General features: G+C 61.7%; 22 protein-coding genes, 2 rRNA genes and 1 pseudogene. 19 read left to right on the top strand and 6 right to left on the bottom strand.

The features are described from left to right. Nucleotides 1-280: 280 nt before the first annotated feature. From H4P35_RS19735 to H4P35_RS19725, 3 genes are read left to right on the top strand one after another with little or no spacing between them, the layout of a single operon-like run. Entirely contained in the window at nt 281-1,063 is a 783-nt protein-coding gene (locus H4P35_RS19735; RefSeq protein ID WP_226846640.1) for an SDR family oxidoreductase, read from the top strand. Then, on the top strand, nt 1,063-2,019 hold the full coding sequence (locus H4P35_RS19730) for a 3-hydroxyacyl-CoA dehydrogenase (protein ID WP_226846639.1): 957 nt from the start codon (nt 1,063-1,065) through the stop codon (nt 2,017-2,019). The genes H4P35_RS19735 and H4P35_RS19730 overlap by 1 nt, the downstream gene beginning before the upstream one ends. Beyond that, nucleotides 2,012-2,947 (top strand): 3-keto-5-aminohexanoate cleavage protein, encoded by a 936-nt coding sequence (locus H4P35_RS19725; protein ID WP_226846638.1) that lies wholly within the window; start codon nt 2,012-2,014, stop codon nt 2,945-2,947. Before H4P35_RS19730 ends, H4P35_RS19725 begins: the two co-directional genes overlap by 8 nt. 58 nt (nt 2,948-3,005) lie before the next feature. On the opposite strand, the gene H4P35_RS19720 is transcribed toward H4P35_RS19725, so the two are convergent. Both H4P35_RS19720 and H4P35_RS19715 read right to left on the bottom strand, forming a co-directional pair. Next, entirely contained in the window at nt 3,006-4,076 is a 1,071-nt protein-coding gene (locus H4P35_RS19720) for a glycerol dehydrogenase (protein WP_056326917.1), read from the bottom strand. Between the two features lie 9 nt (nt 4,077-4,085). Continuing rightward, nucleotides 4,086-4,790, bottom strand: a complete 705-nt coding sequence (locus tag H4P35_RS19715) for a GntR family transcriptional regulator (RefSeq protein WP_063953167.1) — start codon at nt 4,788-4,790, stop codon at nt 4,086-4,088. Nucleotides 4,791-4,957: 167 nt separating this feature from the next. Here H4P35_RS19715 and H4P35_RS19710 point away from each other — a divergent pair, with 167 nt between their 5' ends. The 9 genes and pseudogenes from H4P35_RS19710 to H4P35_RS19670 all read left to right on the top strand — a co-directional run bounded on the left by H4P35_RS19710 (nt 4,958) and on the right by H4P35_RS19670 (nt 11,897). Beyond that, complete coding sequence (locus H4P35_RS19710; RefSeq protein ID WP_226846637.1) at nt 4,958-5,773, top strand: transketolase; 816 nt, start codon at nt 4,958-4,960, stop codon at nt 5,771-5,773. Further along, on the top strand, nt 5,774-6,760 hold the full coding sequence (locus H4P35_RS19705) for a transketolase family protein (RefSeq protein ID WP_180098156.1): 987 nt from the start codon (nt 5,774-5,776) through the stop codon (nt 6,758-6,760). It abuts the gene before it with no gap. A 13-nt stretch (nt 6,761-6,773) separates the two neighbouring features. Beyond that, nucleotides 6,774-7,577: a shikimate dehydrogenase gene (locus H4P35_RS19700; RefSeq protein WP_226846636.1), complete on the top strand. Its 804-nt coding sequence runs from the start codon at nt 6,774-6,776 to the stop codon at nt 7,575-7,577. Between the two features lie 35 nt (nt 7,578-7,612). Further along, nucleotides 7,613-9,211, top strand: a complete 1,599-nt coding sequence (locus H4P35_RS19695; RefSeq protein ID WP_226846635.1) for a GMC family oxidoreductase — start codon at nt 7,613-7,615, stop codon at nt 9,209-9,211. A 149-nt stretch (nt 9,212-9,360) separates the two neighbouring features. Further along, a complete protein-coding gene (locus H4P35_RS19690; RefSeq protein WP_056326928.1) occupies nt 9,361-10,071 on the top strand; it encodes a glutathione S-transferase in 711 nt (236 codons plus the stop codon). A gap of 256 nt (nt 10,072-10,327) precedes the next feature. Beyond that, a pseudogene (locus tag H4P35_RS19685) lies at nt 10,328-10,546 on the top strand (methyl-accepting chemotaxis protein); the annotation flags it as partial. Nucleotides 10,547-10,663: 117 nt separating this feature from the next. Beyond that, nucleotides 10,664-10,888, top strand: a complete 225-nt coding sequence (locus H4P35_RS19680; protein WP_062841788.1) for a DUF1653 domain-containing protein — start codon at nt 10,664-10,666, stop codon at nt 10,886-10,888. A 4-nt stretch (nt 10,889-10,892) separates the two neighbouring features. Continuing rightward, nucleotides 10,893-11,513 (top strand): PolC-type DNA polymerase III, encoded by a 621-nt coding sequence (locus H4P35_RS19675; protein ID WP_226846634.1) that lies wholly within the window; start codon nt 10,893-10,895, stop codon nt 11,511-11,513. A 27-nt stretch (nt 11,514-11,540) separates the two neighbouring features. Beyond that, nucleotides 11,541-11,897, top strand: coding sequence for a nucleotide pyrophosphohydrolase (locus tag H4P35_RS19670; RefSeq protein ID WP_226846633.1), 357 nt, complete (start codon nt 11,541-11,543; stop codon nt 11,895-11,897). Nucleotides 11,898-11,936: 39 nt separating this feature from the next. On the opposite strand, the gene H4P35_RS19665 is transcribed toward H4P35_RS19670, so the two are convergent. Beyond that, nucleotides 11,937-12,227 carry an antibiotic biosynthesis monooxygenase gene (locus H4P35_RS19665; RefSeq protein WP_056326936.1) on the bottom strand — a complete coding sequence of 97 codons (291 nt, stop codon included), beginning with the start codon at nt 12,225-12,227 and terminating at the stop codon, nt 11,937-11,939. Between the two features lie 96 nt (nt 12,228-12,323). Here H4P35_RS19665 and H4P35_RS19660 point away from each other — a divergent pair, with 96 nt between their 5' ends. The 3 genes from H4P35_RS19660 (at nt 12,324) to H4P35_RS19650 (ending at nt 14,269) form a co-directional block, all read left to right on the top strand. Continuing rightward, the gene (locus tag H4P35_RS19660) at nt 12,324-12,725 is read left to right on the top strand and encodes a hypothetical protein (protein ID WP_226846632.1); all 402 of its coding nucleotides are present in this window, start codon (nt 12,324-12,326) and stop codon (nt 12,723-12,725) included. Nucleotides 12,726-13,064: 339 nt separating this feature from the next. Next, nucleotides 13,065-13,541 (top strand): hypothetical protein, encoded by a 477-nt coding sequence (locus tag H4P35_RS19655; RefSeq protein ID WP_056326939.1) that lies wholly within the window; start codon nt 13,065-13,067, stop codon nt 13,539-13,541. 44 nt (nt 13,542-13,585) lie between these two features. Continuing rightward, nucleotides 13,586-14,269: a hypothetical protein gene (locus tag H4P35_RS19650; protein ID WP_226846631.1), complete on the top strand. Its 684-nt coding sequence runs from the start codon at nt 13,586-13,588 to the stop codon at nt 14,267-14,269. Between the two features lie 36 nt (nt 14,270-14,305). Here H4P35_RS19650 and H4P35_RS19645 read toward each other — a convergent pair whose 3' ends face one another. Next, nucleotides 14,306-16,720, bottom strand: a complete 2,415-nt coding sequence (locus H4P35_RS19645; RefSeq protein WP_175155010.1) for a DUF3772 domain-containing protein — start codon at nt 16,718-16,720, stop codon at nt 14,306-14,308. 226 nt (nt 16,721-16,946) lie between these two features. Then, entirely contained in the window at nt 16,947-17,873 is a 927-nt protein-coding gene (locus H4P35_RS19640; protein ID WP_226846630.1) for a LysR family transcriptional regulator, read from the bottom strand. Between the two features lie 246 nt (nt 17,874-18,119). Here H4P35_RS19640 and H4P35_RS19635 point away from each other — a divergent pair, with 246 nt between their 5' ends. After that, nucleotides 18,120-19,637, top strand: a complete 1,518-nt coding sequence (locus H4P35_RS19635; protein ID WP_217618811.1) for an acetyl-CoA hydrolase/transferase family protein — start codon at nt 18,120-18,122, stop codon at nt 19,635-19,637. Nucleotides 19,638-19,782: 145 nt separating this feature from the next. Here H4P35_RS19635 and H4P35_RS19630 read toward each other — a convergent pair whose 3' ends face one another. Further along, nucleotides 19,783-20,706 (bottom strand): LysR substrate-binding domain-containing protein, encoded by a 924-nt coding sequence (locus H4P35_RS19630; protein ID WP_226846629.1) that lies wholly within the window; start codon nt 20,704-20,706, stop codon nt 19,783-19,785. Between the two features lie 123 nt (nt 20,707-20,829). Here H4P35_RS19630 and H4P35_RS19625 point away from each other — a divergent pair, with 123 nt between their 5' ends. From H4P35_RS19625 to H4P35_RS19615, 3 genes are all read left to right on the top strand, one after another. Beyond that, complete coding sequence (locus H4P35_RS19625; protein WP_226846628.1) at nt 20,830-21,129, top strand: hypothetical protein; 300 nt, start codon at nt 20,830-20,832, stop codon at nt 21,127-21,129. Nucleotides 21,130-21,962: 833 nt separating this feature from the next. After that, nucleotides 21,963-23,493 (top strand): 16S ribosomal RNA (locus tag H4P35_RS19620). A gap of 342 nt (nt 23,494-23,835) precedes the next feature. Next, nucleotides 23,836-26,720 (top strand): 23S ribosomal RNA (locus tag H4P35_RS19615). The 16S and 23S rRNA genes sit together here, the layout of an rRNA operon. Nucleotides 26,721-26,791 lie beyond the last annotated feature (71 nt).

Here is a 26,791-nt window from a genome sequence, read left to right as displayed (position 1 = left end):
CCGTCTTTTGCTATATATGATATATGTGCCGGCGGGGCGTGAAACCCTCGCCTTGGATTCTAGTGGCGGTCGCTGCATGCCGAATCAGGGAATTCCCTGAAACCGCATGAATAAAGCCTCAGCGGCCGATATACAAGAAAAAACCACACTTGATTCCGTCTGGCGGACCACGCCTTTTGCACGAGGTGAGGGCCGCTTGGCGGATCACAGCATAGCCGGTTTTATCATATATCGTATATGATGATTCGCGCTCATAAGAACGATCCGAGGAGACAAGAGCATGTTCGAGGAAGTCGATTTCAACGGCAAGAAAGTGCTTATCACCGCCGGCGCCGATGGGCTGGGTCTGGAAATGGCCAAGGTCTTTCATCGTGCCGGCGCCACCGTGTTCGTGTGCGATGTCAATGAAGCGCGGTTGGCAGCCTTGCCCACCGAATTGCCCGGCGTGCACGTGGCGCATGCCGATGTGTCTGACGAGGCCAGCGTCGAGCAGCTCTTCGCGGCGGTCCGCCAGACGCTGGGCGGCCTGGACATCCTGATCAACAACGCCGGCGTCGCCGGTCCCACGGGCTTTGTGGAAACGCTTTCCAAAGCGGACTGGGATCGCACCCTTGCCGTCAACATCACGGGCCAGTTCCTGTGCGCGCGCCAGGCCATTGCGCTGCTCAAGGAGTCGAAGGCGGGCGTGATGATCAATCTGTCGTCGGCGGCCGGGCACCTCGGGTTCGCCGGCCGGTCGGTGTATTCGGCCTCCAAGTGGGCGGTGATCGGTTTCACCAAGTCGCTCGCCATCGAACTGGGTCCCCATAACATCCGCGTCAACGCCATTCTGCCCGGCGCGGTCGAAGGTCCCCGCATTCGCGCGGTGATCGCCGCCAAGGCCGACACGCTGGGCCGGCCGGTTCAAGAGATCGCGGCCCAATACGAAAACCAGGCCGTGCTTGGCCGCATGGTCACCGCGCGCGATATCGCCATCATGGTCCTGTTCAACGCCAGCGAGGCCGCCCGCAGCGTCACCGGGCAGGCCATCGTGGTGGACGGCTTCACGCAGAAGCTCTACTGATGGGCACGGAAAACGCCGTGCGGCGCGCCGCCATCATTGGAACGGGATTGATCGGGCAGGGGTGGGCCATTGTCTTTGCGCGCATGGGCTGGGAAGTGCGGCTTCACGACGTCAATGCCGCCATGCTCGCCGAGGCGCGCACCCTGATCCTGCAGCAGCTGCGCGTGCTGCAAGCGCAGGGCTTGCTGGACGACGCCGATGCCATCGTCGATCGTGTGCAGGTGTCTTCCAGCCTGCAGGAAGCCCTGGCCGGCGCCAGCTACGTCCAGGAGAACTCACCGGAAAACGTGGAGATCAAGCGTGCGCTCTTTTCCGAACTGGATGCCTTGGCCGAACCGCACGCCATCATCGGCAGTTCCACGTCCAGCATCCCGGCAAGCCAGTTCACCGAGCATCTTGCCGGCAGGCGCCGGTGCCTGGTCGCTCATCCCGTCAATCCGCCTTATCTGATTCCTGTGGTCGAACTGTGTCCGGCGCCCTGGACCAGTCCTGAAGCGTTGGCGGGTGCGCGCGAAATCATGACGGGCATCGGCCAGAAGCCCGTGCTTGTGCGGCGCGAAATCGAAGGCTTCATCCTGAACCGCCTGCAGGGCGCGTTGCTGCAAGAGGCCTTCCGTCTTGCAAGCCAGGGCATCGCCAGCGCGCAAGACATCGACACCACGGTCAAGGACGGACTTGGCCTGCGCTGGTCCTTCATGGGCCCCTTTGAAACCATCGATCTGAATGCGCCGGGCGGCATCGCGGATTACTGCCGGCGTTACGGCGGCCTGTACCAATCCATCGGGGCCACGCAAGGCGACTGCGTGGCCTGGGAAGGCGCGCTGGTCGACTCACTGTCCGACGAGCGGCGCGCCTTGCTGCCCGAAGAGGATCTTGCCGCTCGCCGCTTCTGGCGTGACGAAAAGCTGATGCGCCTCATGCGTCACAAACAATGCAACGGAGACAACAATGGCTAAGCCCAAATCGAAAGTCGTCATCACCTGCGCCGTGACGGGCGCCATCCACACGCCTAGCATGTCGCCGCATCTGCCGGTCACGGCCGACGAGATCGCCGAGGCCGCCATTGGCGCCGCCAAGGCCGGCGCTGCAGTGCTGCACCTGCATGCGCGCGATCCCCAGACCGGCAAGCCTTCCCAGGATCCGGCGCTGTTCAAGCCCTTCCTGGAACGCATCAAGCGCGAGACCGACGCCATCATCAACATCACCACGGGCGGCAGCCCGCATATGACGGTAGAAGAGCGCATGCGGCCCGCCACCACGTTCCAGCCGGAGCTGGCGTCGTTGAACATGGGTTCCATGAATTTCGGCCTCTTTCCCATGCTGGACCGCTTCTCGGAGTTCAAGCACAACTGGGAGCGCGAGCATCTGGAAAACAGCCGCTCGCTGATCTTTCGCAACACGTACCAGGACATCGAATCCATCCTGACGCAGGGCAACGCCAACGGCACGCGGTTCGAATTCGAGTGCTATGACATCAGCCATCTCTACAACCTGGCCCATTTCGTGGACCGCGGTCTGGTCAAGTCTCCGCCTTTCATCCAGTCCGTGTTTGGCATCCTGGGCGGCATCGGTCCGCATCCGGAAGACCTGATGCACATGAAACGCACGGCGGACCGCCTGTTTGGCAACGACTACGAGTGGTCGATCCTGGGCGCCGGACGCAACCAGATGCCCTTGGCGACCATCGGCGCAGCCATGGGCTCGAACGTGCGGGTGGGGCTGGAGGATTCGCTATGGATCGGGCCGGGTCAGCTGGCCGAATCCAACCGCGTTCAGGTCGAACGCATTCGCGGCATTCTCGAAGCCTTGAACCTCGATGTCGCCACGCCGGACGAGGCGCGGGCCAAGCTGGGATTGAAAGGAAAGGACAACGTCGCGTTCTGACCGGGCAAGCGGCGCGGGTCGGCGCTCAGCGCCGCCCGCTTTCTTGCGCTAAGCCCGATCAGGCGTGGCGCCGCAAGGCCTCAGCCAGCGTGCTCACATCCAGCGTGCGATCAAAGTTGGCGGCATGCCTGGCTTTCAGGCTGAGGTCCGCGGCCAACGTCAATTCCGCGTCGGTCGGCTGGCCGGGCGCGCCGAGTTCGCGCAGCGTGGTCGGCAGGCCGACCTGGGCGTACCACTGTTGCAGATCGGCCAACATCCCATCGCCGCGGCTTTCCAGGTCCAGCTGCACCAGCAGGCCCACCGCGACCTGCAGGCCATGCAGCGCCGTCGCGATGCCGTTGATCTTAGGCAGCCCGCGCGTCAGGGCGTGGGCAATGGACAGGCCGCCGCTTTCGAAACCGAGACCGCTCATGAGGATCATCGCTTCCACCACGCGCTCGAATGCGGGCGTGGGCTGGCCGGTTCCCGCCACGGCCACGGCGTCAGCGCCGTCCGCCATCAGCGTGCGCAGGCAGCCGTCCGCAATGAGCTGGGCCGTGAGCAGCGGCGCCGCGTCATACATGTTCTTGCCGCCATTGCGCTGGCATTGCTCGGCTTCGAACTTCTTGGAAATCGCATCGCCCAGTCCGGCGCGAAAGAAATGCACCGGCGCGGTCGCGATGATCGCGGTGTCGACCAGCACGATGGTGGGATTGAACAGCATGTGCTCGACGGCAAGGAGATTGTGATGCGCGTCGTAAAGCACGTAGTTCTTGCTGGTGGGCGCGTCGTTGGACGCCACCGTGGGAACGGTGATCAGGTGGCAGTGGGACGACTTCGCAACGGCCTTGCCCGCATCCAGCGACTTGCCGCCGCCCACCGCAATGACCATGTCGATGCCCGCGGGTGCGGCCTGGGCGCGCAAGCCGTCAATGACCTCGGGCGTCAGGTCGCCCTCCACGATCAGCGGCACAAGCGTCACGCCGTGCCCGGCGCACACCGCCTCGATTCTTGGACCCAGCACGCCATGGACGTAGCTGTCGATGACGAGCGCGGCGCGTCTTCCGAACAGCGCCGCATATTGTCCCAACGTTTCCAGGGCGCCCGATCCCTGGATGTAGCGGCTGGGTGCTCCAAAAATCTTCAGCATGGCGTCTTCCTATTTGCGGGCCCCGGGGGGGCGGTAGTCGAGTTCTTTTTCCCGTTCGACCAGCCAGTCGATCATGATCTTTCCGCCCCATACCAGGTCGGCCTGAATCGCTTCCCGCGCCGCTTCCGAATCGCGCGCCTCAAGGGCCTCGATCACGGCCTCGTGGCGGTGTTCGTTCTGCGAGTAATCCAGCCCCGCCGTCTTGACGTGAAACACCTTGAGGATGGGGCCGGTGATGACCCAGAACGACTCGACCGTGTTGCGCAGGATGGGCTTGTTGCTGGCTTCCAGGATGGCGAAGTGGAACTTTCGGTTCAGGTAGCTGGCGCGTTTGGGATCGGTGGAGGTGCACGAGATGAAATCGCGCTGCAGCGCGATCAGGTTGTCGAGCTGCTTGCGCGTGATGTGCTGCGCGGCTTCGGCGGCGCCCATGCCTTCCAGGTGAAAGCGGATCTGCTGGATCTCGCGCAGCTTTTCCGAGTTGACGTACGGAACATACACCGCGGTGGCCGCCTGCATCTCCAGGCCTTGCTCGCTGATCAGCCGGAAGATGGCTTCGCGAACCGGCGTGATGGACACGCCCATTTCCTGTGCCAGTTCGCCAATGATCAGGCGTTCGCCAGGTTCGTACTGCCCGTTGATCAGGGCATTGCGGATTTCGTTGTAGACCCTGACGGAAAGGTTCTCTTTTTTGACCGGTTTGAGGCTGGGCATGGCGTTTCTGGCTTGCTGTATAGGGGATGCGGGACGAACCCAGGAGCGATTCTAGCCCGGCATAGCCAATTCGAGCGCAATGGGTATATTATATATCATATATCCATACAACAAGAGGAGGCGCGATGCGCAAGGAGCAGGGGACCCCTACCGCGGGGGAAATCGCGATGCTGCGGGAAAAGGCCCGCCATATCAGGCTTGAGACGATCCGCCTCATTGAAATTGCCAAGGTCGGTCATTACAGCTCCGTGTTCTCGTGCGCCGAGATATTCGCGGCGCTCTACTACGATGTGATGCGCCTGCGACAAGGCGAGCCGCAATGGCCGGATCGCGATCGCTTCCTCATGGGCAAGGGCCACGCCGCGGTGGGCTTGTTCCCGGTGCTGGCCGATCTTGGCTTCATCGACCGTGAGCTGCTCGACGGCTACACGCGGCTGGGCAGTCCCCTGGGCGATCACCCCGACATGAGCAAGGTGCCCGGCGTGGACTTCAGCTCCGGTTCCATCGGCCACGCCTTGTCCAACGGCGTGGGCATGGCGGTGGGCGGGCGCATGAACGGACGCGGCTTCAACGTATTCGTGATGCTGGGCGATGGCGAAATGCAGGAAGGGCAGGTCTGGGAAGCCGCGCTCTTCGCGGCGCACAATCGATTGTCCCGCCTGATTGCTATCGTCGATCGCAACGGCTATCAGCTCGACGGCAAGGTCGACGACGTCATGGGCGTGGAATCGCTGAAGGAGAAATGGCAGGCGTTCGGCTGGGAGGTCCACGAGGTCGACGGCCACAATCTTGCCGACCTGACGGCGTTGCTGCGCCGCCTGCGCGACGACGACTCGCGCGCCCGGCCGGCCTGCGTGATCGCCCGCACCGTCAAGGGCAAGGGCGTGACCTACATGGAAACCGAACCGGGCTGGCACCTGGGCTACCTGGCTCCTCAAGATGCGCAAAGCGCTGTCGAAGAAATCCTCTCCCGCGAGATCTGAATGGCACAGGCACAAGTCCTCTCTCCCGATTCCTGGCAGTACCGCGCCCTCAATGCGGTAAACCCCGGACTGTCTTATCTTTCTGACGCGCTGATCGATCTGGCGAAGGCGGGGCATCCGGTCGTGGCCGGGTCGGCCGACCTGCAGTACTCGAACGGCTTGAACCGTTTCGCCCAGGCCTACCCCGATCGCTATGTGCAGTTCGGCATCTCCGAGCAGAACATGGTGTCGGCGGCGGCCGGGCTTGCGACGACCGGCATGATGCCGTTCGTCGCCACCTTTGCCTCGTTCCTCGGCCTGTTGTGCTGCGAGCAGATCCGGATGGATGTCGCCTACACCCGGCTGCCGGTGCGCCTGATAGGCCATCACACCGGGATCAGCCTGGGCTTCTATGGCACGTCCCACCACGCCACCGAAGACATCTCCACCATGCGCGCGCTTGCGGGACTGACGGTGGTGTCGCCTGCCGACGGGCCGCAACTTGCGTCCGCCATCAAGGCGTCCGCGGACTGGCCCGAGCCCATCTACTTCCGTATCGGACGCGGACGCGATCCGCAGGTCTATGAAGACGGCACGCCGTTCCAGTTTGGCCGGGCGATTGTCCACGATGTTGGTAGCGACCTGACGCTGATCGCGTGCGGCATCACGCTGCACGGCGCGCTGGCCGCCGCCCGGCAGTTGCATGAAGAGGGCCTGTCGGTAGGCGTGATCGACATGCCCACGATCAAGCCGCTGGACCGCGACGCCATCCTGAAGGCTGCGGGCCAATCCCGGCTGATGATGACGGTCGAAGAGCACAATGTGCTGGGCGGCCTCGGATCGGCGGTCGCCGAGGTGCTGGCCGACGCAGGCACCGGTACCCGGCTGCGCCGTCATGGCATCTATGACGAATACAGCCTCATTGCGCCGCCCACCACCCTGTACGCCCATTACAAGCTCGACGCCGAAGGCATTGCCGGCGTCGCGCGGGAATTCATCAAGCTTTGATCCGGAGACACCCATGAACGAAATCAGCGGCAACACGCGCCTGTTCGGCATCCTGGCCGACCCCATTCACCATGTGAAGACGCCGCAGCGCATGAACGAGCATTTCGCCAAGATCGGCTATGACGGGGTTTGCGTGCCGTTTCACGCGCGGCCGGACAACCTTGCTGCCGTGGTTGAAGGCCTGCGCCGGCTGGAAAACCTGGGAGGCGTGATCGTCACGGTGCCGCACAAGACGGCCATCCTGGAATTGGCCGACGACGCCACGCCTGTCGCGCGCAAGATCGGCGCGGCCAACGTCCTGCGGCGCGAGGCCGATGGGCGTCTGGTGGCCCATATGCTGGACGGCGAAGGTTTTGTCCGTGGTCTGCGCAGTTGCGGCGTCTCGCCGGAAGGCAAGAGCGTCTATCTGGCCGGCGCGGGCGGCGCGGCCAACGCGATCGGCTTTGCACTCGTGCAGGCTGGCGTGTCGCGCCTGACCATCGCCAACCGCACGCCGGCCAAGGCCGAGGACCTCAAGGCCCGCATCCTGTCGCTGCATCCGGACGCGCAGATCTCAGTGGGCAACGCCGATTCGTCCGGCCATGACCTGGTCGTCAACGGCACGTCGTTGGGCATGAAGGAAGGCGATCCGCTGCCGCTGGACGCCAGCCGCCTGACGGCGGATCAACTGGTCTGCGAGGTCATCATGCAGCCCAAGGACACCGCGTTGCTCGTCGCGGCGCAGGCGCGCGGCTGCAAGGTCCATTACGGCGCGCCGATGCTGGCCTGCCAGATCGAATTGATGGTGGAAACGCTGGGCGTGACGGCCGCGCGCTAGGCGCGCGGCGCATATCCGGAACCCGGTGGAAAAAGATGGGCGACTACGATTTCATCATCGCGGGCGGCGGAACGGCCGGCTGCATCCTGGCCAACCGCCTCAGTGCGGATGGCAGGTATCGCGTACTGCTGCTGGAAGCCGGCCACGAGGCGCGCAGCATGTGGATTCCGATTCCAGCGGGCTTTTCCAAGCTGCTGGTCGATCCGCAATACAACTGGCGCTTTGCGACCGAGCCCGAGGACAACGTCCACGGCCGGGTCATCGCCGTGCCGCGCGGCAAGGGCTTGGGCGGATCGACGCTCATCAACGGCATGATCTACGTGCGCGGCCAGCCCCAGGATTACGACGGCTGGGTGGCGGCCGGCGCGGCAGGTTGGGGCCGCGACGTGGCCGATCGCATCTACCGCAAGATCGAGAACTACGCGCCGGGGGGCGAGCACCGCGGCAAGGACGGGCCGATGCACCTCGAAGAGGTCGCCGAGCGCTTTCCCGTGTCGAATGCCTTCCTGCAGGCCGCGCGCGAAGACGGCCAGCCGTTCAACCCGGATTACAACAGCGGCGACCAGGAAGGCGTGGGCTATTACCAGGTGCTCCAGCACCGTGGCCGGCGCTGGAGCGTCGTGGACGGCTACCTGAAACCGGCGGCCGGCCGGCGCAATCTCAGCGTCGAATGCGGCGCCCATGTCACGAGGCTGGTATTCGAAGGAAAGCGCTGCGTCGGCGTGGCCTATCGCAAGAACGGGCAAGAGCACATGGTGCGCGCGCGCCGCGAAACGTTGCTCTGCATGGGCGCGGTGCAGTCGCCGCAATTGCTCGAATTGTCCGGCGTGGGCAACCCGGCTCTGTTGAAGACGCATGGCATCGACCTCGTGCACGCGCAGCCGTCGGTGGGCGAAAACTACATCGACCACTTCGCCACGCGCATGAACTGGCGCGTCAAGAACACGGTGACCTTGAACGAGATGTCGCGCGGCTGGCGGCTGGCGCAGCAGGTGGCGCGCTATTACCTGAGCCGCAGAGGTATCCTGACGCTCGGCACGGGGTTGGTGCATGGCTTCGTGAAAAGCCGTCCCGGCCTGCCCACGCCGGACGTGCAGTTTTTCTTTGTGCACGCCAGTTACGCCAACGCGGCCGAACGCATTCTGGATCGCCACCCGGGTATGACCATCGGCGTGGCCCAGCTGCGTCCCGAGTCGGTCGGGTCCATTCACATCAAGTCGCCCGACCCCATGGCCGGACCTGCCATCCGGCCCAACTTCCTGTCCGCGCAGGTCGACCGCGATAGCCTGGTGGGCGGCATGCAGGTGGCCCGGCGCATCGTGGGCCGGCCCGCCATGCAGCGCTATGTGCAAGCGGAAATCAGCCCGGGGCCGGATGTGGACGCCGACGACGAATGGCTGGATTTCGCCCGGCGCAACGGTCAGACCATCTATCACCCCATCGGCACCTGCCGCATGGGGACGGATGCGGCGGCCGTCACCGACGTGCGTTTGCGGGTCAATGGGCTGACGGGCCTGCGCGTAGTGGATGCGTCGGTCATGCCGAAAATGGTTTCCGGCAACACGCAGGCCGCTGTCATGATGGTGGCCGAACGCGGCGCCGAATTGATTCTCGAAGAGGCGGCGCAGGGGTAAGCACACGCCCCTCCCACGAAAACGCGCAGGCCCGCCGTCTGCGCGTTTTTTTATCGCCGCGTTTTTTCGCGTCTGCGGCATGCGTCTTGCTAACAGCCGGCTGCGGCTGCAGACTGCAGATTCGGCTGCGCCAACTGAAAGGAGACCGTATGACTTACGACCTTTGGTATTGGGATGGCATTCCCGGACGGGGAGAATTCGTGCGCCTGGCGCTTGAAGCGGGCGGCATTCCTTATCGGGAGCGGGCGCGTGATCCGGGCGCCGACGAAGGCACGTTGATCGAGGACATGCGATCCGCCCGCAAGCATCCGCCGTTTGCCCCGCCTTATCTGGTGGCCGGAAAAATGACGCTGGGGCAGACGGCCAACATCCTGCTTTTCCTTGGCGAGAAACATGGCCTTGCCCCTGAATCGCTCGAAGGACGATTGTGGGTAAACCAGCTGCAACTCACGATCGCCGACATGGTGGCCGAAGCGCACGACACCCATCACCCCATTTCCGCCAGCGATTATTACGAAGACCAGAAGGAAGAGGCTGCTCGTCGCGCCCGGGTTTTTCGCGAAGAGCGTATTCCGAAGTTTTTGGGATACTTCGAGCGGCTGCTGGACGGGACGGATGCCTGGCTGGCGGGTGGCGGCAAATGGACATATGTCGACCTGTCCTTGTATCACCTGGTCGACGGGCTGTTGTACGCCTTTCCCAAACGCATGGCCACGGTGGCGGCGGATTATCCCAATGTGTTTGCGCTGCACGAACGCGTGACCGCGCTGCCCGAATTGCAGGCGTATTTTGCAAGCGGACGCCGTCTTCCATTTGGCGAAGGGATTTTCCGTCGGTATCGCGAGCTGGATGCGGCTTGAATCCGGAATTACCCGGGTGTGCATCATGACGACGATTTGGATTTATTTTGGACCGATCCCAAAAAACGCGATGAGTCGTGATAATTTCTGGGATTAATAGTATCTATTAGATACACGTGTACCAGGCACGCCGGCAAACTCACCCCTGGAGGTCACCATGCTTTGGCATACTCTTGGCCGCTTCATCCGTGGATACCGCAGCACCGACAAAGCTGATCTGCTCGGACAAATCGACGCGATCCATAAATCGCAGGCGCTCATCACGACGTCGGTGGCGCAGGTCGAAGGCGGCGCGGTGCACGTCCAGTCAGCAGGAGGCACGATGGAGGGCATCGTCGCCTCATCGCGCCGCGTCACAGAAATCATGGGGCAGGTCGTTGAAGTGTCGCTCGCGCAATCGGCCAAGCTGGCCGGCGTCACCGAAGACCTGACCGAAACCCGCGTCGAGGCCACGGCACGTCTGCGCGCCGCGTGACGAGGCCGCGCCCGCGCGAAGCGGGTCCCGATTGCGCTATAAAGACGGCATTGCCGATCCTCCGTGGCCCGCGCGGGCAGTTTCCGCAGCGGGCCACGCCATTTGCTGCCGATGTCCATGACCGAATCCGAAGCCCTAGCACTTGCCACGCACCGCCACTACAAGGGCGGCCTGTATCGCTATGTGGGCACTGCCCGCCATTCCGAGACCGAGGAATCGATGGTGGTGTACGAACATCTTTGGCCGCACGCGCGCGGTCTGTGGGTGCGACCGGCCGAGCTGTTCTTTGGCAAGCTTGCCGACGGTTCGGATCGCTTCGCAGCGCTGCACCCCGCGGAGTAGGCCCGTGAGCTTTTTCTTTCGGCGCACGCCTTCGAGCGGCGCATCACCGGCACGCCCCTCCCGGCCGGCGGCCCGAGCTCAAGCCGCGGTCACGCAAGCCCTTGACGCGTTGGGCGGCCCGTTCATCGTGGCCGACCTTGAAACGACCGGCCTGTCCACCGCCAGTTGCGAAATCCTTGAATTCGCGGCGGTCAGGGTCGGCGAGGGCGGCGCCGTGGTGAACGAGTACACGCAGGTCGTGCGCACGTGCGGGCGCGTGCCCTCCTTCATTTCGCGCCTTACCGGCATCACGCAGGCCGAAGTCGATCGCGACGGCATACCGGTCGCGCAGGCCTTTTCTTCGTTCCTGGCGTTTGTCGAGGACCTGCCGGTGTTTTTCCACAATGCCTCGTTCGATCGGCGCTTCCTCAGCGCGGCGGCAGACCAGACGGGGATGCCTTTCTCGAACGCCACCCACTGCACGTTGGCGCTGGCGCGCCGCGCGTGGCCCGAGCTGACGTCGCACAAACTCGACATCCTTGCGCGGCACGTGGGCGCCTCGCAGCCCACTCACAGGGCGTTGGCCGACGTGCGCACGACGGTTGCGGTTGCGCTTGCGGCCAGCGCTCGCCTGGCCTCGGTGTAGCAAGGCGCCATTCCTGGGGGAGTTCTCATGCCAGACCTGGAAAAGATCCGGCTTGCCTTGCGCCAGTTCACGGCCGAACGCGAATGGCAGCAATTCCATTCGCCCAAGAATCTGGCCATGGCCCTGGCGGGCGAAACCGGCGAGCTGGTTTCGCTGTTTCAGTGGCTAAGCGAAGACGAGTCGCGAAATCTGCCTGCCGCCCGCCTTGCGGATGCCGCTGACGAGATCGCCGATGTGCAGATGTACCTGGTGGCGTTGGCGGATCAACTGGGCATCGATATCGCGCAGGCGGTAGCCGGCAAGATGGTGAAGAACGCCAGCAAGTACCCCGCCGACGCGTTCCGGCGCAGCGCGCGAAAATACGACGAGCCGCCGCAAGATTAGCGCCGGGCGGTGCTGCCGCCCGGCCCGCCGCAGAGGCGTTCAGATCACTTTCTGTTCGTGGTGCACCTGGGGCGGCTCGACGAAAAAGCCGCCCACCAGCTTGCGCCATTCCTGGAAATCGGGCGACTCGCGGAAATCCACCATGTGGTTTTCGACCGTTTCCCAGTCCACCACCAGCGTGTAACGCTGCGGCTGCTCGATGCTGCGGTACAGTTCCATGCCATGGCAACCCTTGGCGCGCAGAAAAAGCGGCTTCGCCTGAGTCACACCGGCTTCGAACAGCGCTTCCTGTCCTTCGCGGACGTGGATGCTGGCAATCTCCTGAATCATGGTTTTGTCTCCGATTGAAGGGGGAGGGGGGGCAAGGCCGGGAGTAGTATGGCCGAAATTTCCGCTTCCAGATTGATGAATCACCGAGCCGTTACCTTGACTCGTCTCATTTCCCTTCGCCTGCTCTGGTATGTGGGCGTCGGCATGATCGTATTGATGTCCCTGTTCCTGCATACCCAGTTCGCGGTCGACGTGCTGCTGTCGGCCATCGCCATTTACATCCCTCTGTCGATGCTGAGCCTGCCGCTGGTGGCGTGGTTGTGCCTGTCGCGCCGCCCGCGAGCCGTCGCGTCCGGGGTGCCGCCCGCTTGGCCCGCATATCTTGCCGGCGTCACCGGCATCGCCCTGCTGGCGACCTATCAAGTTGTCGCCAATCTGAATCTGGCCGAGTGCGGATTCCTGCTGGTCATGGTTGCCGTGGACCTGATGCTGGCGCGGCGCGAGACCGGCTGGTGGCTGCGCCTGGCGCAAGAGGGGGCTCGCCCTCTTGCGCGCTAGATATCATGCGCGAGCCGCCCGCGCGCACACCCATCCTTTGAGCTGACAGCCGCCCGGACGGCGGGTCTTCGCGCACGCTTGGCGTCATCCATACGCATGGCCGCATGGGCCCGGCGTCTCCTCTTTCAGGTTTGTGTAATTCGCGCGTCCATCCGCCAGAAAGACCCGGTCGTTCGTTTAACCGATACCGACCTGCCTAGGACGGCGCAATTATTCCGTACCAATACGAAAGTCCCACGCCCTGGCCCTGGACGGGCGCAGTACCTGGGGGAGTAACGGTCCGCGCCGGTCGGTCTCCGGCACCTGTGCATCCGTGCAGACGGATCAGGAGGAGCTCAAATGAAAAAGCTCGCAGCAGTCGCCGCGTTGTCATTGTTCGCCGCATCGGCTTACGCCACTGGCCCGGGCCAGGTCGGAGGTTCGGTAACCGGCCACGCCGGCGCCATCAACGGTACCGCGTCATCCATCTCCACCGGCAGTTCGGTGGTCGCCACCCAGATCAACGGCTACGGCTCATCGAGCCAGACGTCGTTCGGCAGCACGGGCGGCATCGCGGAGGTCGGCGGCACGTTCAGCCGCGACGGCACGCAAGTCGTCACCAGCACACGGCAATACGCCAATAGCGAGTCTTACGGGCATGTGTCGGGCAACGCGCCGATCATGGTCGGCGACAGCATCGCGAACGGCGGCGCCACATTCGGCAAGACGGAAACGAGCGCATCGGCGACGGGGACGTTCCATGCAGCGAACATCGGCGCTTTCGGGTCGATACACGGCATCGGCGCGGTGGGCCATGTCGGCGGGTTCAATCGCTGACCGAATTATCCGGACGGCTGCGGCCGTCCGGGCGAGGGGACATCATGAAGACCATAGTTCTAGCCATTTCCCTGTCGCTTGCCGCCATGTCGGCGGGGGCGCAGACCAGCACGTCCAGCTCCTCGACCTCGGCATCGTCCGGGTCGACCAATGCGGGCAACAACCAGGGCATCACGCTCAATTCCAGCAATAGCGGCACCAGCACGTTGCGCAGCGCGCCGCCGGTCGGCGGCCAGAGCTTCTACGGCTCGTTCTCGTCCGACAGCTGCATGGTGTCGGCGGGCGGCGGCGGTTCCGTCGTGGGATTCGGGATGAACGTTGCGATTCCGATCGAAGATCAAAAATGCAGTCTTCGCCGCAACTTCGAGCGCACGATGCAGGCGGCGGCGTCGACCAAGGACGCGGACCGCTCGCGGCGTCTGGAAACGGCAGCCATCGATATCCTGTGCCAGACCGACGACCGCACCAAGGCGGCATTGGTGGCGCAGGGACTGTGCACCAATCCGGCCTTGACGACGGCGGATCACCGGTTCGACAGCGGCGCGGTGGCGCAGGTCGCGCCGCAAACGCCCGTCCAGACCGCAGGCACCGTGCCCGTCGCGCCCCAGGCGCAGGCGCCGCAAGGCTACCCCGTGATGTCGGCTCGCAGCGCGGCATTTACCGCGCCGCCGCTCCGCAATCCCCGCCTGGAGCGGCAGCAGTTTGCCGACCTGTATTCGCCCGGCTGAGACGGCGGGGCCGAGGCCGGGCGGCCGTGCGGGCAATCAGGGTGAAGCGGGCGGGGCTACCGCGATCGGCGCAGGCGCCTGCGCGGGCTCCGGCGCCGCCGCAATCAGCATCGTCGGCGGCGACGACACTTCGAGCTTGGCCTCGTCCAGCCGCTTGAGCACCGTGAACAGCAGCGCGCTTCGCACGCCGTACGCCGCACGGGGCGAGGACACGTAGCCCCTCGCGTTGAAGATCAGGTGGCCAGCATCGATCCCGTCCAGGAATACGTTGGGCGCAGGCGACTCCAACACGTCCTCGTGATCGGCAAAGGCCTGCAGCATCAGTTCGCGCACCTTTTCGGCATCCGTCGACAGCGGCATGGGCAGCTTGATCTGCACCAGCCCAAGCGGGTTGGACCGCGTCACGTTGCGCACCGTCTTCGTCACGAATTCGGAATTGGGCACGATCACCGTGGACCGGTCGCCCATCTGGATCTCGGTGGCGCGCACGTTGATGCGCAGGATGTCGCCTTCCACGCCGCCGAGCGACACCCAGTCGCCCACCTTCACCGGCCGCTCGGCAAGCAGGATCAGGCCCGACACGAAATTCTGCACGACGGCCTGAAGGCCGAAACCGATACCCACCGACAGCGCGCTCGCAATCCACGCGACCCGTTCCAGACCGATCCCGGCGGCGGACAGCGACAACGCCACCGCCAGCACGAAACCGCCGTAGCCGAACAGCGTCGCGGCAGACAACTGCATGCCGGGATCCAGTTCGGTCGTGGGCAGGTAGCGGTTCGAGAGCCAGCGCTTGAGCATCTTGACGCTCAGCAACGACAGCGCCAGCACGATCAGCGCCTGCAGCACCGCGCCCGGGCGGATCTGTGCCTCACCGATGGCCAGACCTTTACGCAGCTGGTCAAAGCGCTGCACCAGATCCATCGGCGCCTCGCCGAACGGCGCCAGCACCAGAATGATGGCGAGCAGCGCGATCGCCACGCGGCCAAGGCCCGACAGCAGCACCGCGGCCTGATCGCGCATGCTGGGCCCTTCGCCTTCGCCACCCTCGCGGTGCGCCGTCCCCAACAGTGTGCTGAAACCGTCCTCGATCAGCGTGGAGGCCAAGTAGGCCGAGGCCAGCACGATCAGCACCCACAACACCTGCTTGACCAGGAAGCTGCCAAACGCCACGTAACCCGCCAGCAGGCTGGCAAGGCTGACGATCAGCACCGTCCAGATGGCGGCCAGCATCAGCGAGACCCACAGCGGGATCGGCGCTTCGCTGTCCTGCATGACCTGCCGGCGCAGGCGACGGCTGATCGCCAATACGGCAGCCAGCATCGCCATGCTCAGCACGCCCACGATGCCGGTCAGCGTAATGGTCGTCGTCAGGCTGGCGTCGAGCAGCACAGGCAGCCTTTCGGCGAGCCAGATCAGGACCACCAGCACGCCCAGCGTGCCGGGGAGCCAGCGCAGGCGGTTCGCCACGATGTCGCTGACCGGCGGCAGGCGCCAGGAAGGACGTTTGGTCGACAGCAGCGCGAAGCCCAGCCCCGACACGAACCCGCCAAAACACACGGTCGCCACCAGGTTGGTCAGGAGTGACGCGGTGCGGTCCGAAAGTTGCGACCGCCAGTCCAGGCCGGCCTGGATCAGCAAGGCGATCACGCCGGGCGTCGCGACCGACAGCGCGACGAGGGCCACGGCCAGGAAAGAACGGCGCAACCGGCCAGGCGGCACGCGCGTTGCCGTCAACTGCAGCAAGTAACGGCCAACCCAGACGCGCAGTGCAATCGCCAGACCGGCGACAACGGCGAGCAGCAGCCAGCCCCACTTGGGCGTTTGTCCGACGGCGGTGGTGAGGTCATCGCGCAGGGCTTCCAGCCGCTCCAGATCCCGGGGGAATTCCTGGCGGAATTCGGTCCAGAACTGGCCAGACAGGAAGGAATCGCGACGCTCGCCCAGGCGCGCCTGGAACTGCTTGCGCCGCTGGGCCGATATCTGTTCGGCGGTCTGTCCGGCGTCTACCGACAGTAGCCGCGCCAGCTTGAGTTGCGCGTCCAGGGCGCGGCTGTTTTTCTCAAGCTGCGTGCGCTGTGCCGCCACATCGGGCGCTTCCTTGGCGCCGTCCGGCGGCGTGCCCAGTTCGCTCAGGCGCGCCGTCACGCTGGCCAGCTGCGGCGTCAGCGCCTCCGTGGCGGCATCCGCTTTCGATTGAATATCCAGCGCTTCGCCACGCTGTTTGAGCAGCACGGCGTCGTCCGTTTGGTCGGGGATCTGCTTGCGGATCTCGTCGATCTGTTTACGCGCCGCGGCCAACACGGCTTCGGTGTCGGCTGGGGTGGCGGGCGGCGCCGCAAAGGCGGGCAGCAAGCTGAACACCAGCAGCAGCGCGGCAAGCAGCGCCGCCAGGTTGGGCGCGCGAACGAGGCGGGCGCGCATGAGCAGAGGGTACGTGGTGGGGATCATGTTCTTAGGGCGAGTTGCTCGCGTCGAGGCGGCAGCATAACAAGCCGCCCGGCTGCCCGTTGCAACAAAAATGCTGTTGCGTCCCTAAATTCCAGAGTTCACGCCTGCGCGGTGAATATCGCCGTTGGCGGGCATAAAAACGGGGCCGGGTTTGGGGCGCTTGGGCGTCGCCCGCGGGCGGCCATGGCCCCCTGGCAACCCCTGTTTACGAGCCGAACGTTTGGATTCAACTCCCAGAGCCGTGGGGGGCGCGCGCCGCCCGGCTCCGAGGCTTGCCCAGCACGGCATCGCACACCTCCAGCCAGGCGCGGGCGGCGAACGACAGATAGCCGGATTGCAGCCAGATATGCCCAACTTCCCACTGCATGCCGGACTTCGCCAGCTTGGCGGTGCTAAGGCCCCGCGTCTTCATCCGCTGCATCAGGGGTTCGGGAAGCAGGGCCACCCCCAGCCCTGCCGACGCCATCGCCACCAGGAAATCCCAGTGAGCGCTCTGCGCCGCGATGCTGGGCTGCAGTCCCGCATCGGCAAACGCCTGGCGCAACCGCCGGGTGATCGCGAAGTCGTCGGTGGGAATCAGCAGCCGCGCGTCGCGCAACGCGCTCAGCGGCAACGAGGTTTTTCCGGACCAGGGCGCGTCGGGCGGTCCAATCACCCAAATCGGATAGCTGCCAAACGCTTGTGCAACCAGGCCGCCGTCGGGGGCGACCGGCAGGATGGTGGCTCCGACCTCCAGTTCGCCGCTGGCCACCAGGCCTTCCACGGCCTGGCCGGTCCCTTCGCGAAGTGTCAGATGAATGCCGGGATGCAATTCACGAAACCGCTTGACCACCGGCGTGAACAGCAGATTGATCATCGGGGGAATGCCCACCTCCAGCGCGCCGCGCCTCAGGTCCGCGGTTTGCCGCAGTTCTTCCGACAGCTGGCGCATGGTCTCCAGCACCTGCAGACCGCGCTGGTACATGACCCGGCCTGTATCGGTGGGGCGGGCCGTATGCCCATCGCGAATCAGTAGCGGCGTGCCGGCTTCTTCTTCCAGCTGCCGGATCATCTTGCTCACCGTGGACTGCGTGACGAACAGCGCCTTCGCTGCCTGCGTGAAGCTGGCATGGCGGACGGTTTCCACGAAATACCGCAAAGCGCGCACGTCCATGGGAAAGCTGGCCCCTTCGCGCGATGCGCGACAAAAACGCAAATGATGAAAAAAACGACTGAATGGGATGATTTTAAGTCATTACGAGATTTCCGCCCGCGTTCCTATACTGCCGAAAAATCGTTCCATCGCCCGCATCCGCGGCCCTTGGAACCTCGGGAAACGCCGCGTCAGACGGTGCCCGGGCGCTGAAGATCCTTCGCCGCGCCCGGCCCTAAGCCGCAAGCCTTTGAATTTGGAGACAACATGCCTTTCGACCGGATCCGCAACCCAGAACTGCACGCCCGGATCACCACAGCCGAACAGGCCGCCTTACTGATTCAGGACGGAATGACCGTCGGAATGAGCGGATTTACCCGGGCGGGCGACTGTAAGTCGGTGCCCGCCGCGCTGGCCGCGCGAGCCGAACGCGAGCCGCTCTCCATCACCTTGATCACCGGCGCATCGCTCGGGCACGACACTGACAAGATGCTGGCGCAGGCCAATGCGCTCGCACGGCGCCTGCCGTTCCAGGTCGACACGACCCTGCGCCGCAAGATCAATCAAGGCGAAATCGCCTTCATCGACCAGCACCTGTCCGAAACGGTGGAACAATTGCGGGCCGGTCACCTGGGCCCCATCAACGTGGCCATCATCGAGGCCGCCGCCATCACCGAAACCGGCGCGATCGTGCCGACGATGTCGGTGGGCAATTCGGCGTCGTTCGTGCAACAGGCCGACAAGATCATCGTCGAACTGAACACGAGCGTGCCCGCGGCCATCGAAGGTCTGCACGACATCTACATCCCCGGCGGTCGTCCCGCCCGCCAGCCCATCGGCCTGGTGTCGGCAGACCAGCGCATCGGCCAGCCCTTCATCGAAGTGGATCCTTCCCGCATCGCCGCCATCGTCATCACGCAAGAGCCCGACAGCCCCTCCAACGCGCTGCCGCCCGATGCAGAAACCAGCGCGATCGCGGGCCACATCAACCAATTCCTGCGCGGCGAAGTCAACGCCGGCCGTCTGACCAATTCGCTGCTGCCGCTGCAGGCTGGCATCGGCACCATCGCCAATGCGGTATTGCACGGCTTCGAGTCATCAGACTTCGAGAACCTGGTCATGTACTCCGAGGTGCTGCAGGACAGCGCCATCGAGCTCCTCGACCAGGGCAAGCTCGCATTCGCATCGGCGTCCTCCATCACCGTGTCCAAGCCGGTGTATGAAAAGATCCTCGCCAACATGGAACACTACCGCCAGCGCATCGTGCTGCGCCCGCAAGAGATCAGCAACGCGCCTGAAATCGTGCGGCGCCTTGGCATCATTGCCATCAATACGGCGCTGGAATTCGACATTTACGGCAACGTGAATTCCACGCACGTGGGCGGCACGCACATGATGAACGGCATTGGCGGCTCAGGCGACTTCGCCCGCAACGCGCATATCTCGATCTTCGTGTCCAAGTCGATGGCCAAGAGTGGCGACATCTCCAGCGTGGTCCCGATGGTGTCCCACGTCGATCACACCGAGCACGATGTCGATGTGCTGGTCACGGAATGCGGTCTGGCCGACCTGCGCGGTCTCGCCCCGCGCGAGCGCGCGCGGGCCATCATCCAGAACTGCGTGCATCCGTCTTACCGCGACGCGCTGCAAGACTACTTCGACCGCGCCTGCGAACGCGGCGGCCAGACGCCGCATCTGCTCGAAGAAGCGTTCTCGTGGCACCAGCGGTTCAACGAAACCGACTCGATGCAGCCGGTCGCCGCATCCGCCCGCAAGGTCGCCTGATGCGGGACTGAAGATTGACTGCCGCCGTCGCGGCGTCCGCCTGGGTTTCGAGCGAAGCGAACCCAGGCTGTTTGAGGCTAGGTCCTGCCGGACGCCGTGTTTTGGTCAAGGTAAAGCGGCTGCACGCTGCTTTACCTTTTTTTTACTAGGCCTCGTCCTCGGACTTGGAGGTCACCAGAGTCTGGCGCGAAATTTCCAGTTCGTCGCGCAGCCACTGCTTGAACTCGGCCAGGGGCGCCCAGTCCCGCAAGCTTGGCCGATAGACCAGGTGATAGGTCTGCGCCAATTCGTAGTGCACGCGCACCGGCGACACCTGCACAAGCCGCCCCGCGCACAGCGCATCCGCCGCCAGCAGTTCTCGGCCCAACGTAATTCCCAGCCCCTGCTCAGCTGCTTGCAGCATCATCCCCGCATCGTTGAATGACGCCACAGGCGTGACCTGCGTCGAAAATCCGGCTGCAGCAAACCAATGCTGCCATAGCTCACGTTCGCCCAGCAGCGGTTGGCGCGCCAACGTTTGGGGGGAGTTGTCGGGCAGGGCGGCCATCGTCTCGGGCGAAGCAAGCACGATGAGCGGCAAGGGCACATCGAACAGCGGCTCCGATTCCACCCCGGGCCAGGGCCCTTGCCCGATTCGAAGCGCGGCATGAAAGCCGTCGCGCAACAAGTCGACCAATTGCTGGGACGTCTCGATCTCCAACGCCAGGCCGGGATGCCGTGCGCGCCAACGCGCCATGCGCGGAAGCAACCACCGCTGGGCAAACGAAGGCAGCACGGACACCCGCAGCCTTTGCTCGCTGCCGGACGCAGCCGCGCTCGCAGCCATAAGCCCTTCATCGAGCAGCGCCATGGCGCCTTGCACGCTGCACAGAAGTGCCGCGCCCGCGGAGTTGAGGACGATGCCGCGCCCGCTGCGCTCGAAGAGCGAAAAACCAATCTGCTCTTCCAGCACCTTGATCTGCTGGCTGACCGCGCTATGTGTAAGGTGAAGGCGCTCCGCCGCAGCGCGAAGATTCTGCAATTCCGCGACAACGCGAAACGCAGGAAGCGTATTGAGGGGCAATCGCATGGCAGATCCAGGCTGGAATTCGACTGGTCATATTAGCTTACCGATCATGCCAAAACAATTCGATTTTCAGGCGGAAATTGGGCGACTACGCTTACCAAAACGGATAAGCAAAAGGAGCCCGTGATGACCGCTCAGCCTTTCATGCCGCCTGTCACCTTGGCCGGTGCACCCCCCAAAGCCAAACTGGCCAACGCCGAACCGGTCGCCGTGCTGGAAAGCGCCCAGGCGCCAGACCGCAGTTTCATGACCCGCCTGTGGAACGCGTACTGTGCTCGCCGCAACGAGCGGCGTATGCGCAACCTCGCACAAGACATGGATACCCACCTGCTCAATGACGTGGGCGCGCCCCAATGGCTGGTGAACGAAGTCGCCCCGAGCCGCGATCTCGCACGGTTGCGCAACAATCATCACCTGCGCTGGTAAGTGGTCCCGCCCGCCGCGTCCGCCGCCTACCACCCACGGGCTTCGCACTGGTTCGCTGTATATATAGAGAGAGACAGCGAATCGCGTTACCCGTGGTCGGCGGGCCTCGCCACCGACGACACACCAAAAATTTGCGACACTGGCATGACAGCCCAAAATTCTGTGCTATAGTCTCGCTCCTTCGCAGCTCAGACAGTTTTGAGACGCGAAGCCAAGCAAGTGCAACAGGTGACGGGGCAACCCAATCTCACCTGCCGCAACGGCAATCAGTAATGAGCGCCAAGCGGTTATTGCAAGGATCGACGCAAATCAGGCAGGAGCCAGTTGCAAGATCTGCAAAAATTGTGCTATAGTTTTGGGCTTGGCAGTTACTGAAAAATTAGGGTTTACCCTGACGTTTCAATAACTGCTAGGGCAGGACGAAAGTCCTGGCGAGACCTGAAGAGGTCGCCGCAAGTAAGTGACGCAACGGCGTAAAGCAAAAAGCGAAGCTGACTTGACAAGCGATAAAAACTTCTTCATAATCTCGTTTCTCTGCTGCAACGACAGCGACGATGCGAAAGCGAAGTTGGCCAAAGTTGAGGGCAGAAACCAGTAGTACAGAATTTAGCAGTACCGCTCTTTAACAACTAAACAACCGATAAGTGTGGGCGCTTGATGCGAGTGCAGCGATTGGGTTTCGGCCTTATCGCAAGCACAAGAAATCAAGTGCTCACTAGAAGTGAAGTACCTTAGACGTCAAGTTTAAGAACATACCTCACTTCCTTTGAGTAGCGACGTATGACCTGGTTTGAATTTATTCAGACCAAGAATACGAAACAAATACAGAGATTAAACTGAAGAGTTTGATCCTGGCTCAGATTGAACGCTAGCGGGATGCCTTACACATGCAAGTCGAACGGCAGCACGGACTTCGGTCTGGTGGCGAGTGGCGAACGGGTGAGTAATGTATCGGAACGTGCCTAGTAGCGGGGGATAACTACGCGAAAGCGTAGCTAATACCGCATACGCCCTACGGGGGAAAGCAGGGGATCGCAAGACCTTGCACTATTAGAGCGGCCGATATCGGATTAGCTAGTTGGTGGGGTAACGGCTCACCAAGGCGACGATCCGTAGCTGGTTTGAGAGGACGACCAGCCACACTGGGACTGAGACACGGCCCAGACTCCTACGGGAGGCAGCAGTGGGGAATTTTGGACAATGGGGGAAACCCTGATCCAGCCATCCCGCGTGTGCGATGAAGGCCTTCGGGTTGTAAAGCACTTTTGGCAGGAAAGAAACGTTCCGGGTTAATACCCCGGGAAACTGACGGTACCTGCAGAATAAGCACCGGCTAACTACGTGCCAGCAGCCGCGGTAATACGTAGGGTGCAAGCGTTAATCGGAATTACTGGGCGTAAAGCGTGCGCAGGCGGTTCGGAAAGAAAGATGTGAAATCCCAGAGCTTAACTTTGGAACTGCATTTTTAACTACCGAGCTAGAGTGTGTCAGAGGGAGGTGGAATTCCGCGTGTAGCAGTGAAATGCGTAGATATGCGGAGGAACACCGATGGCGAAGGCAGCCTCCTGGGATAACACTGACGCTCATGCACGAAAGCGTGGGGAGCAAACAGGATTAGATACCCTGGTAGTCCACGCCCTAAACGATGTCAACTAGCTGTTGGGGCCTTCGGGCCTTGGTAGCGCAGCTAACGCGTGAAGTTGACCGCCTGGGGAGTACGGTCGCAAGATTAAAACTCAAAGGAATTGACGGGGACCCGCACAAGCGGTGGATGATGTGGATTAATTCGATGCAACGCGAAAAACCTTACCTACCCTTGACATGTCTGGAATGCCGAAGAGATTTGGTAGTGCTCGCAAGAGAACCGGAACACAGGTGCTGCATGGCTGTCGTCAGCTCGTGTCGTGAGATGTTGGGTTAAGTCCCGCAACGAGCGCAACCCTTGTCATTAGTTGCTACGAAAGGGCACTCTAATGAGACTGCCGGTGACAAACCGGAGGAAGGTGGGGATGACGTCAAGTCCTCATGGCCCTTATGGGTAGGGCTTCACACGTCATACAATGGTCGGGACAGAGGGTCGCCAACCCGCGAGGGGGAGCCAATCCCAGAAACCCGATCGTAGTCCGGATCGCAGTCTGCAACTCGACTGCGTGAAGTCGGAATCGCTAGTAATCGCGGATCAGCATGTCGCGGTGAATACGTTCCCGGGTCTTGTACACACCGCCCGTCACACCATGGGAGTGGGTTTTACCAGAAGTAGTTAGCCTAACCGTAAGGAGGGCGATTACCACGGTAGGATTCATGACTGGGGTGAAGTCGTAACAAGGTAGCCGTATCGGAAGGTGCGGCTGGATCACCTCCTTTCAGAGCTTACGTGCTCGTGTTAAGCGTCCACTCTTATCGGTTGTTTGTTGTAGCTGGCGTCAAGGTTTGGCGCAGCGTAGAAACTAACTGATAGCGCTGCTTGCAGCGCTATCAGTTGGGTTTTACCCAACAGCTACATTTGTTCTTTAACAATCTGGAAGAAGCACAACGAAAATGTGTTCATCAAGTAATCAGCGTTGCTGATGAAGATGGGCACGGGTTGTGATTGCATTATTTTTTGTTCCAAGTTCTCAAGACTGAGGTGATAAGCCTCAGACTGCTTTGAAACTTATGAACGGCACAAACGCTAATACTCAGGTCCTATAGCCTACAGCGTTATAGGATCAAGCGACTAAGTGCATATGGTGGATGCCTTGGCGATCACAGGCGATGAAGGACGTAGTAGCCTGCGAAAAGCTGCGGGGAGCTGGCAAACAAGCTTTGATCCGCAGATGTCCGAATGGGGAAACCCACTGCAGCAATGCAGTATCCCTAGCTGAATACATAGGCTAGTGGAAGCGAACCGGGTGAACTGAAACATCTCAGTAGCTCGAGGAAAAGAAATCAACCGAGATTCCGAAAGTAGTGGCGAGCGAAATCGGATGAGCCTTTACGTTTTAGCGCGCAGGATAGTCGAACGGAATGGAAAGTCCGGCCGTAGCAGGTGATAGCCCTGTAGACGAAATTCTGTGTGTGGAACTAAGCGTAAGACAAGTAGGGCGGGACACGTGAAATCCTGTTTGAAGATGGGGGGACCATCCTCCAAGGCTAAATACTCGTGATCGACCGATAGTGAACCAGTACCGTGAGGGAAAGGCGAAAAGAACCCCGGAAGGGGAGTGAAATAGATCCTGAAACCGTATGCATACAAACAGTAGGAGCCTCCTTGTGGGGTGACTGCGTACCTTTTGTATAATGGGTCAGCGACTTACATTCAGTGGCAAGGTTAACCGAATAGGGAAGCCGTAGCGAAAGCGAGTCCGAATAGGGCGATTTAGTCGCTGGGTGTAGACCCGAAACCAGATGATCTATCCATGGCCAGGTTGAAGGCACGGTAACACGTGCTGGAGGACCGAACCCACTAATGTTGAAAAATTAGGGGATGAGCTGTGGATAGGGGTGAAAGGCTAAACAAATCTGGAAATAGCTGGTTCTCTCCGAAAACTATTTAGGTAGTGCCTCAAGTATTACTGCGGGGGGTAGAGCACTGTTATAGCTAGGGGGTCATGGCGACTTACCAAACTATGGCAAACTCCGAATACCCGCAAGTACAGCTTGGGAGACAGAGCACCGGGTGCTAACGTCCGGACTCAAGAGGGAAACAACCCAGACCGCCAGCTAAGGTCCCGAATTATCGCTAAGTGGGAAACGAAGTGGGAAGGCATAGACAGTCAGGAGGTTGGCTTAGAAGCAGCCATCCTTTAAAGAAAGCGTAATAGCTCACTGATCGAGTCGTCCTGCGCGGAAGATGTAACGGGGCTAAGCGATAAACCGAAGCTGCGGGTGTGCACTTTTAGTGCACGCGGTAGGAGAGCGTTCTGTAAGCCTGCGAAGGTGGCTTGTAAAGGCTGCTGGAGGTATCAGAAGTGCGAATGCTGACATGAGTAGCGATAAAGGGGGTGAAAAGCCCCCTCGCCGTAAGTCCAAGGTTTCCTGCGCAACGTTCATCGGCGCAGGGTGAGTCGGCCCCTAAGGCGAGGCAGAGATGCGTAGCTGATGGGAAGCTGGTTAATATTCCAGCACCGTCGTACAGTGCGATGGGGGGACGGATCGCGGAAAATCATCAGGGTGTTGGATGTCCCTGTTGCTGCATCGAAGATGGCGCTTAGGCAAATCCGGGCGCGTAAATCAAGGGTGTGGCACGAGCGAGCATTGCTTGCGAAGTGATCGGAAGTGGTTCCAAGAAAAGCCTCTAAGCTTCAGCTGTACGAGACCGTACCGCAAACCGACACAGGTGGACGGGATGAATATTCCAAGGCGCTTGAGAGAACTCAGGAGAAGGAACTCGGCAAATTGATACCGTAACTTCGGGAGAAGGTATACCCCGGTAGTGTGAAGCGCCTGCGCGCTTAGCATGATGGGGTCGCAGAGAATCGGTGGCTGCGACTGTTTATTAAAAACACAGCACTCTGCAAAGACGAAAGTCGACGTATAGGGTGTGACGCCTGCCCGGTGCCGGAAGGTTAAGTGATGGGGTGCAAGCTCTTGATCGAAGCCCCGGTAAACGGCGGCCGTAACTATAACGGTCCTAAGGTAGCGAAATTCCTTGTCGGGTAAGTTCCGACCTGCACGAATGGCGTAACGATGGCCACACTGTCTCCTCCTGAGACTCAGCGAAGTTGAAGTGTTTGTGATGATGCAATCTACCCGCGGCTAGACGGAAAGACCCCATGAACCTTTACTGTAGCTTTGCATTGGACTGTGAACCGGCCTGTGTAGGATAGGTGGGAGGCTTTGAAGCGTGGTCGCTAGATCACGTGGAGCCATCCTTGAAATACCACCCTGGTTTGTTTGCGGTTCTAACCTTGGTCCGTTATCCGGATCGGGGACAGTGCATGGTGGGCAGTTTGACTGGGGCGGTCTCCTCCCAAAGTGTAACGGAGGAGTTCGAAGGTACGCTAGGTACGGTCGGAAATCGTGCTGATAGTGCAATGGCATAAGCGTGCTTGACTGTGAGACTGACAAGTCGAACAGGTGCGAAAGCAGGACATAGTGATCCGGTGGTTCTGAATGGAAGGGCCATCGCTCAACGGATAAAAGGTACTCTGGGGATAACAGGCTGATACCGCCCAAGAGTTCATATCGACGGCGGTGTTTGGCACCTCGATGTCGGCTCATCTCATCCTGGGGCTGTAGCCGGTCCCAAGGGTATGGCTGTTCGCCATTTAAAGAGGTACGTGAGCTGGGTTTAAAACGTCGTGAGACAGTTTGGTCCCTATCTGCCGTGGGCGTTGGATACTTGACGGAGCCTGCTCCTAGTACGAGAGGACCGGAGTGGACGTACCTCTGGTGTACCGGTTGTCATGCCAATGGCATTGCCGGGTAGCTAAGTACGGAAGAGATAACCGCTGAAGGCATCTAAGCGGGAAACTCGTCTGAAGATTAGGTATCCCGGGGACTTGATCCCCCTGAAGGGTCGTTCGAGACCAGGACGTTGATAGGTCGGGTGTGGAAGCGCAGTAATGCGTTAAGCTAACCGATACTAATTGCCCGTGAGGCTTGATCCTATAACACTGATGGTTATTGACCTGGTGATATAGCGTTCCAAGTGTCGTTCAATACAAAATACTGGCTGCAC

It is taken from the genome of Achromobacter sp. 77 (assembly GCF_020541125.1).
Classification (GTDB): domain Bacteria; phylum Pseudomonadota; class Gammaproteobacteria; order Burkholderiales; family Burkholderiaceae_B; genus Achromobacter; species Achromobacter mucicolens.
This window is presented reverse-complemented; position numbering and strand designations above follow the sequence as displayed.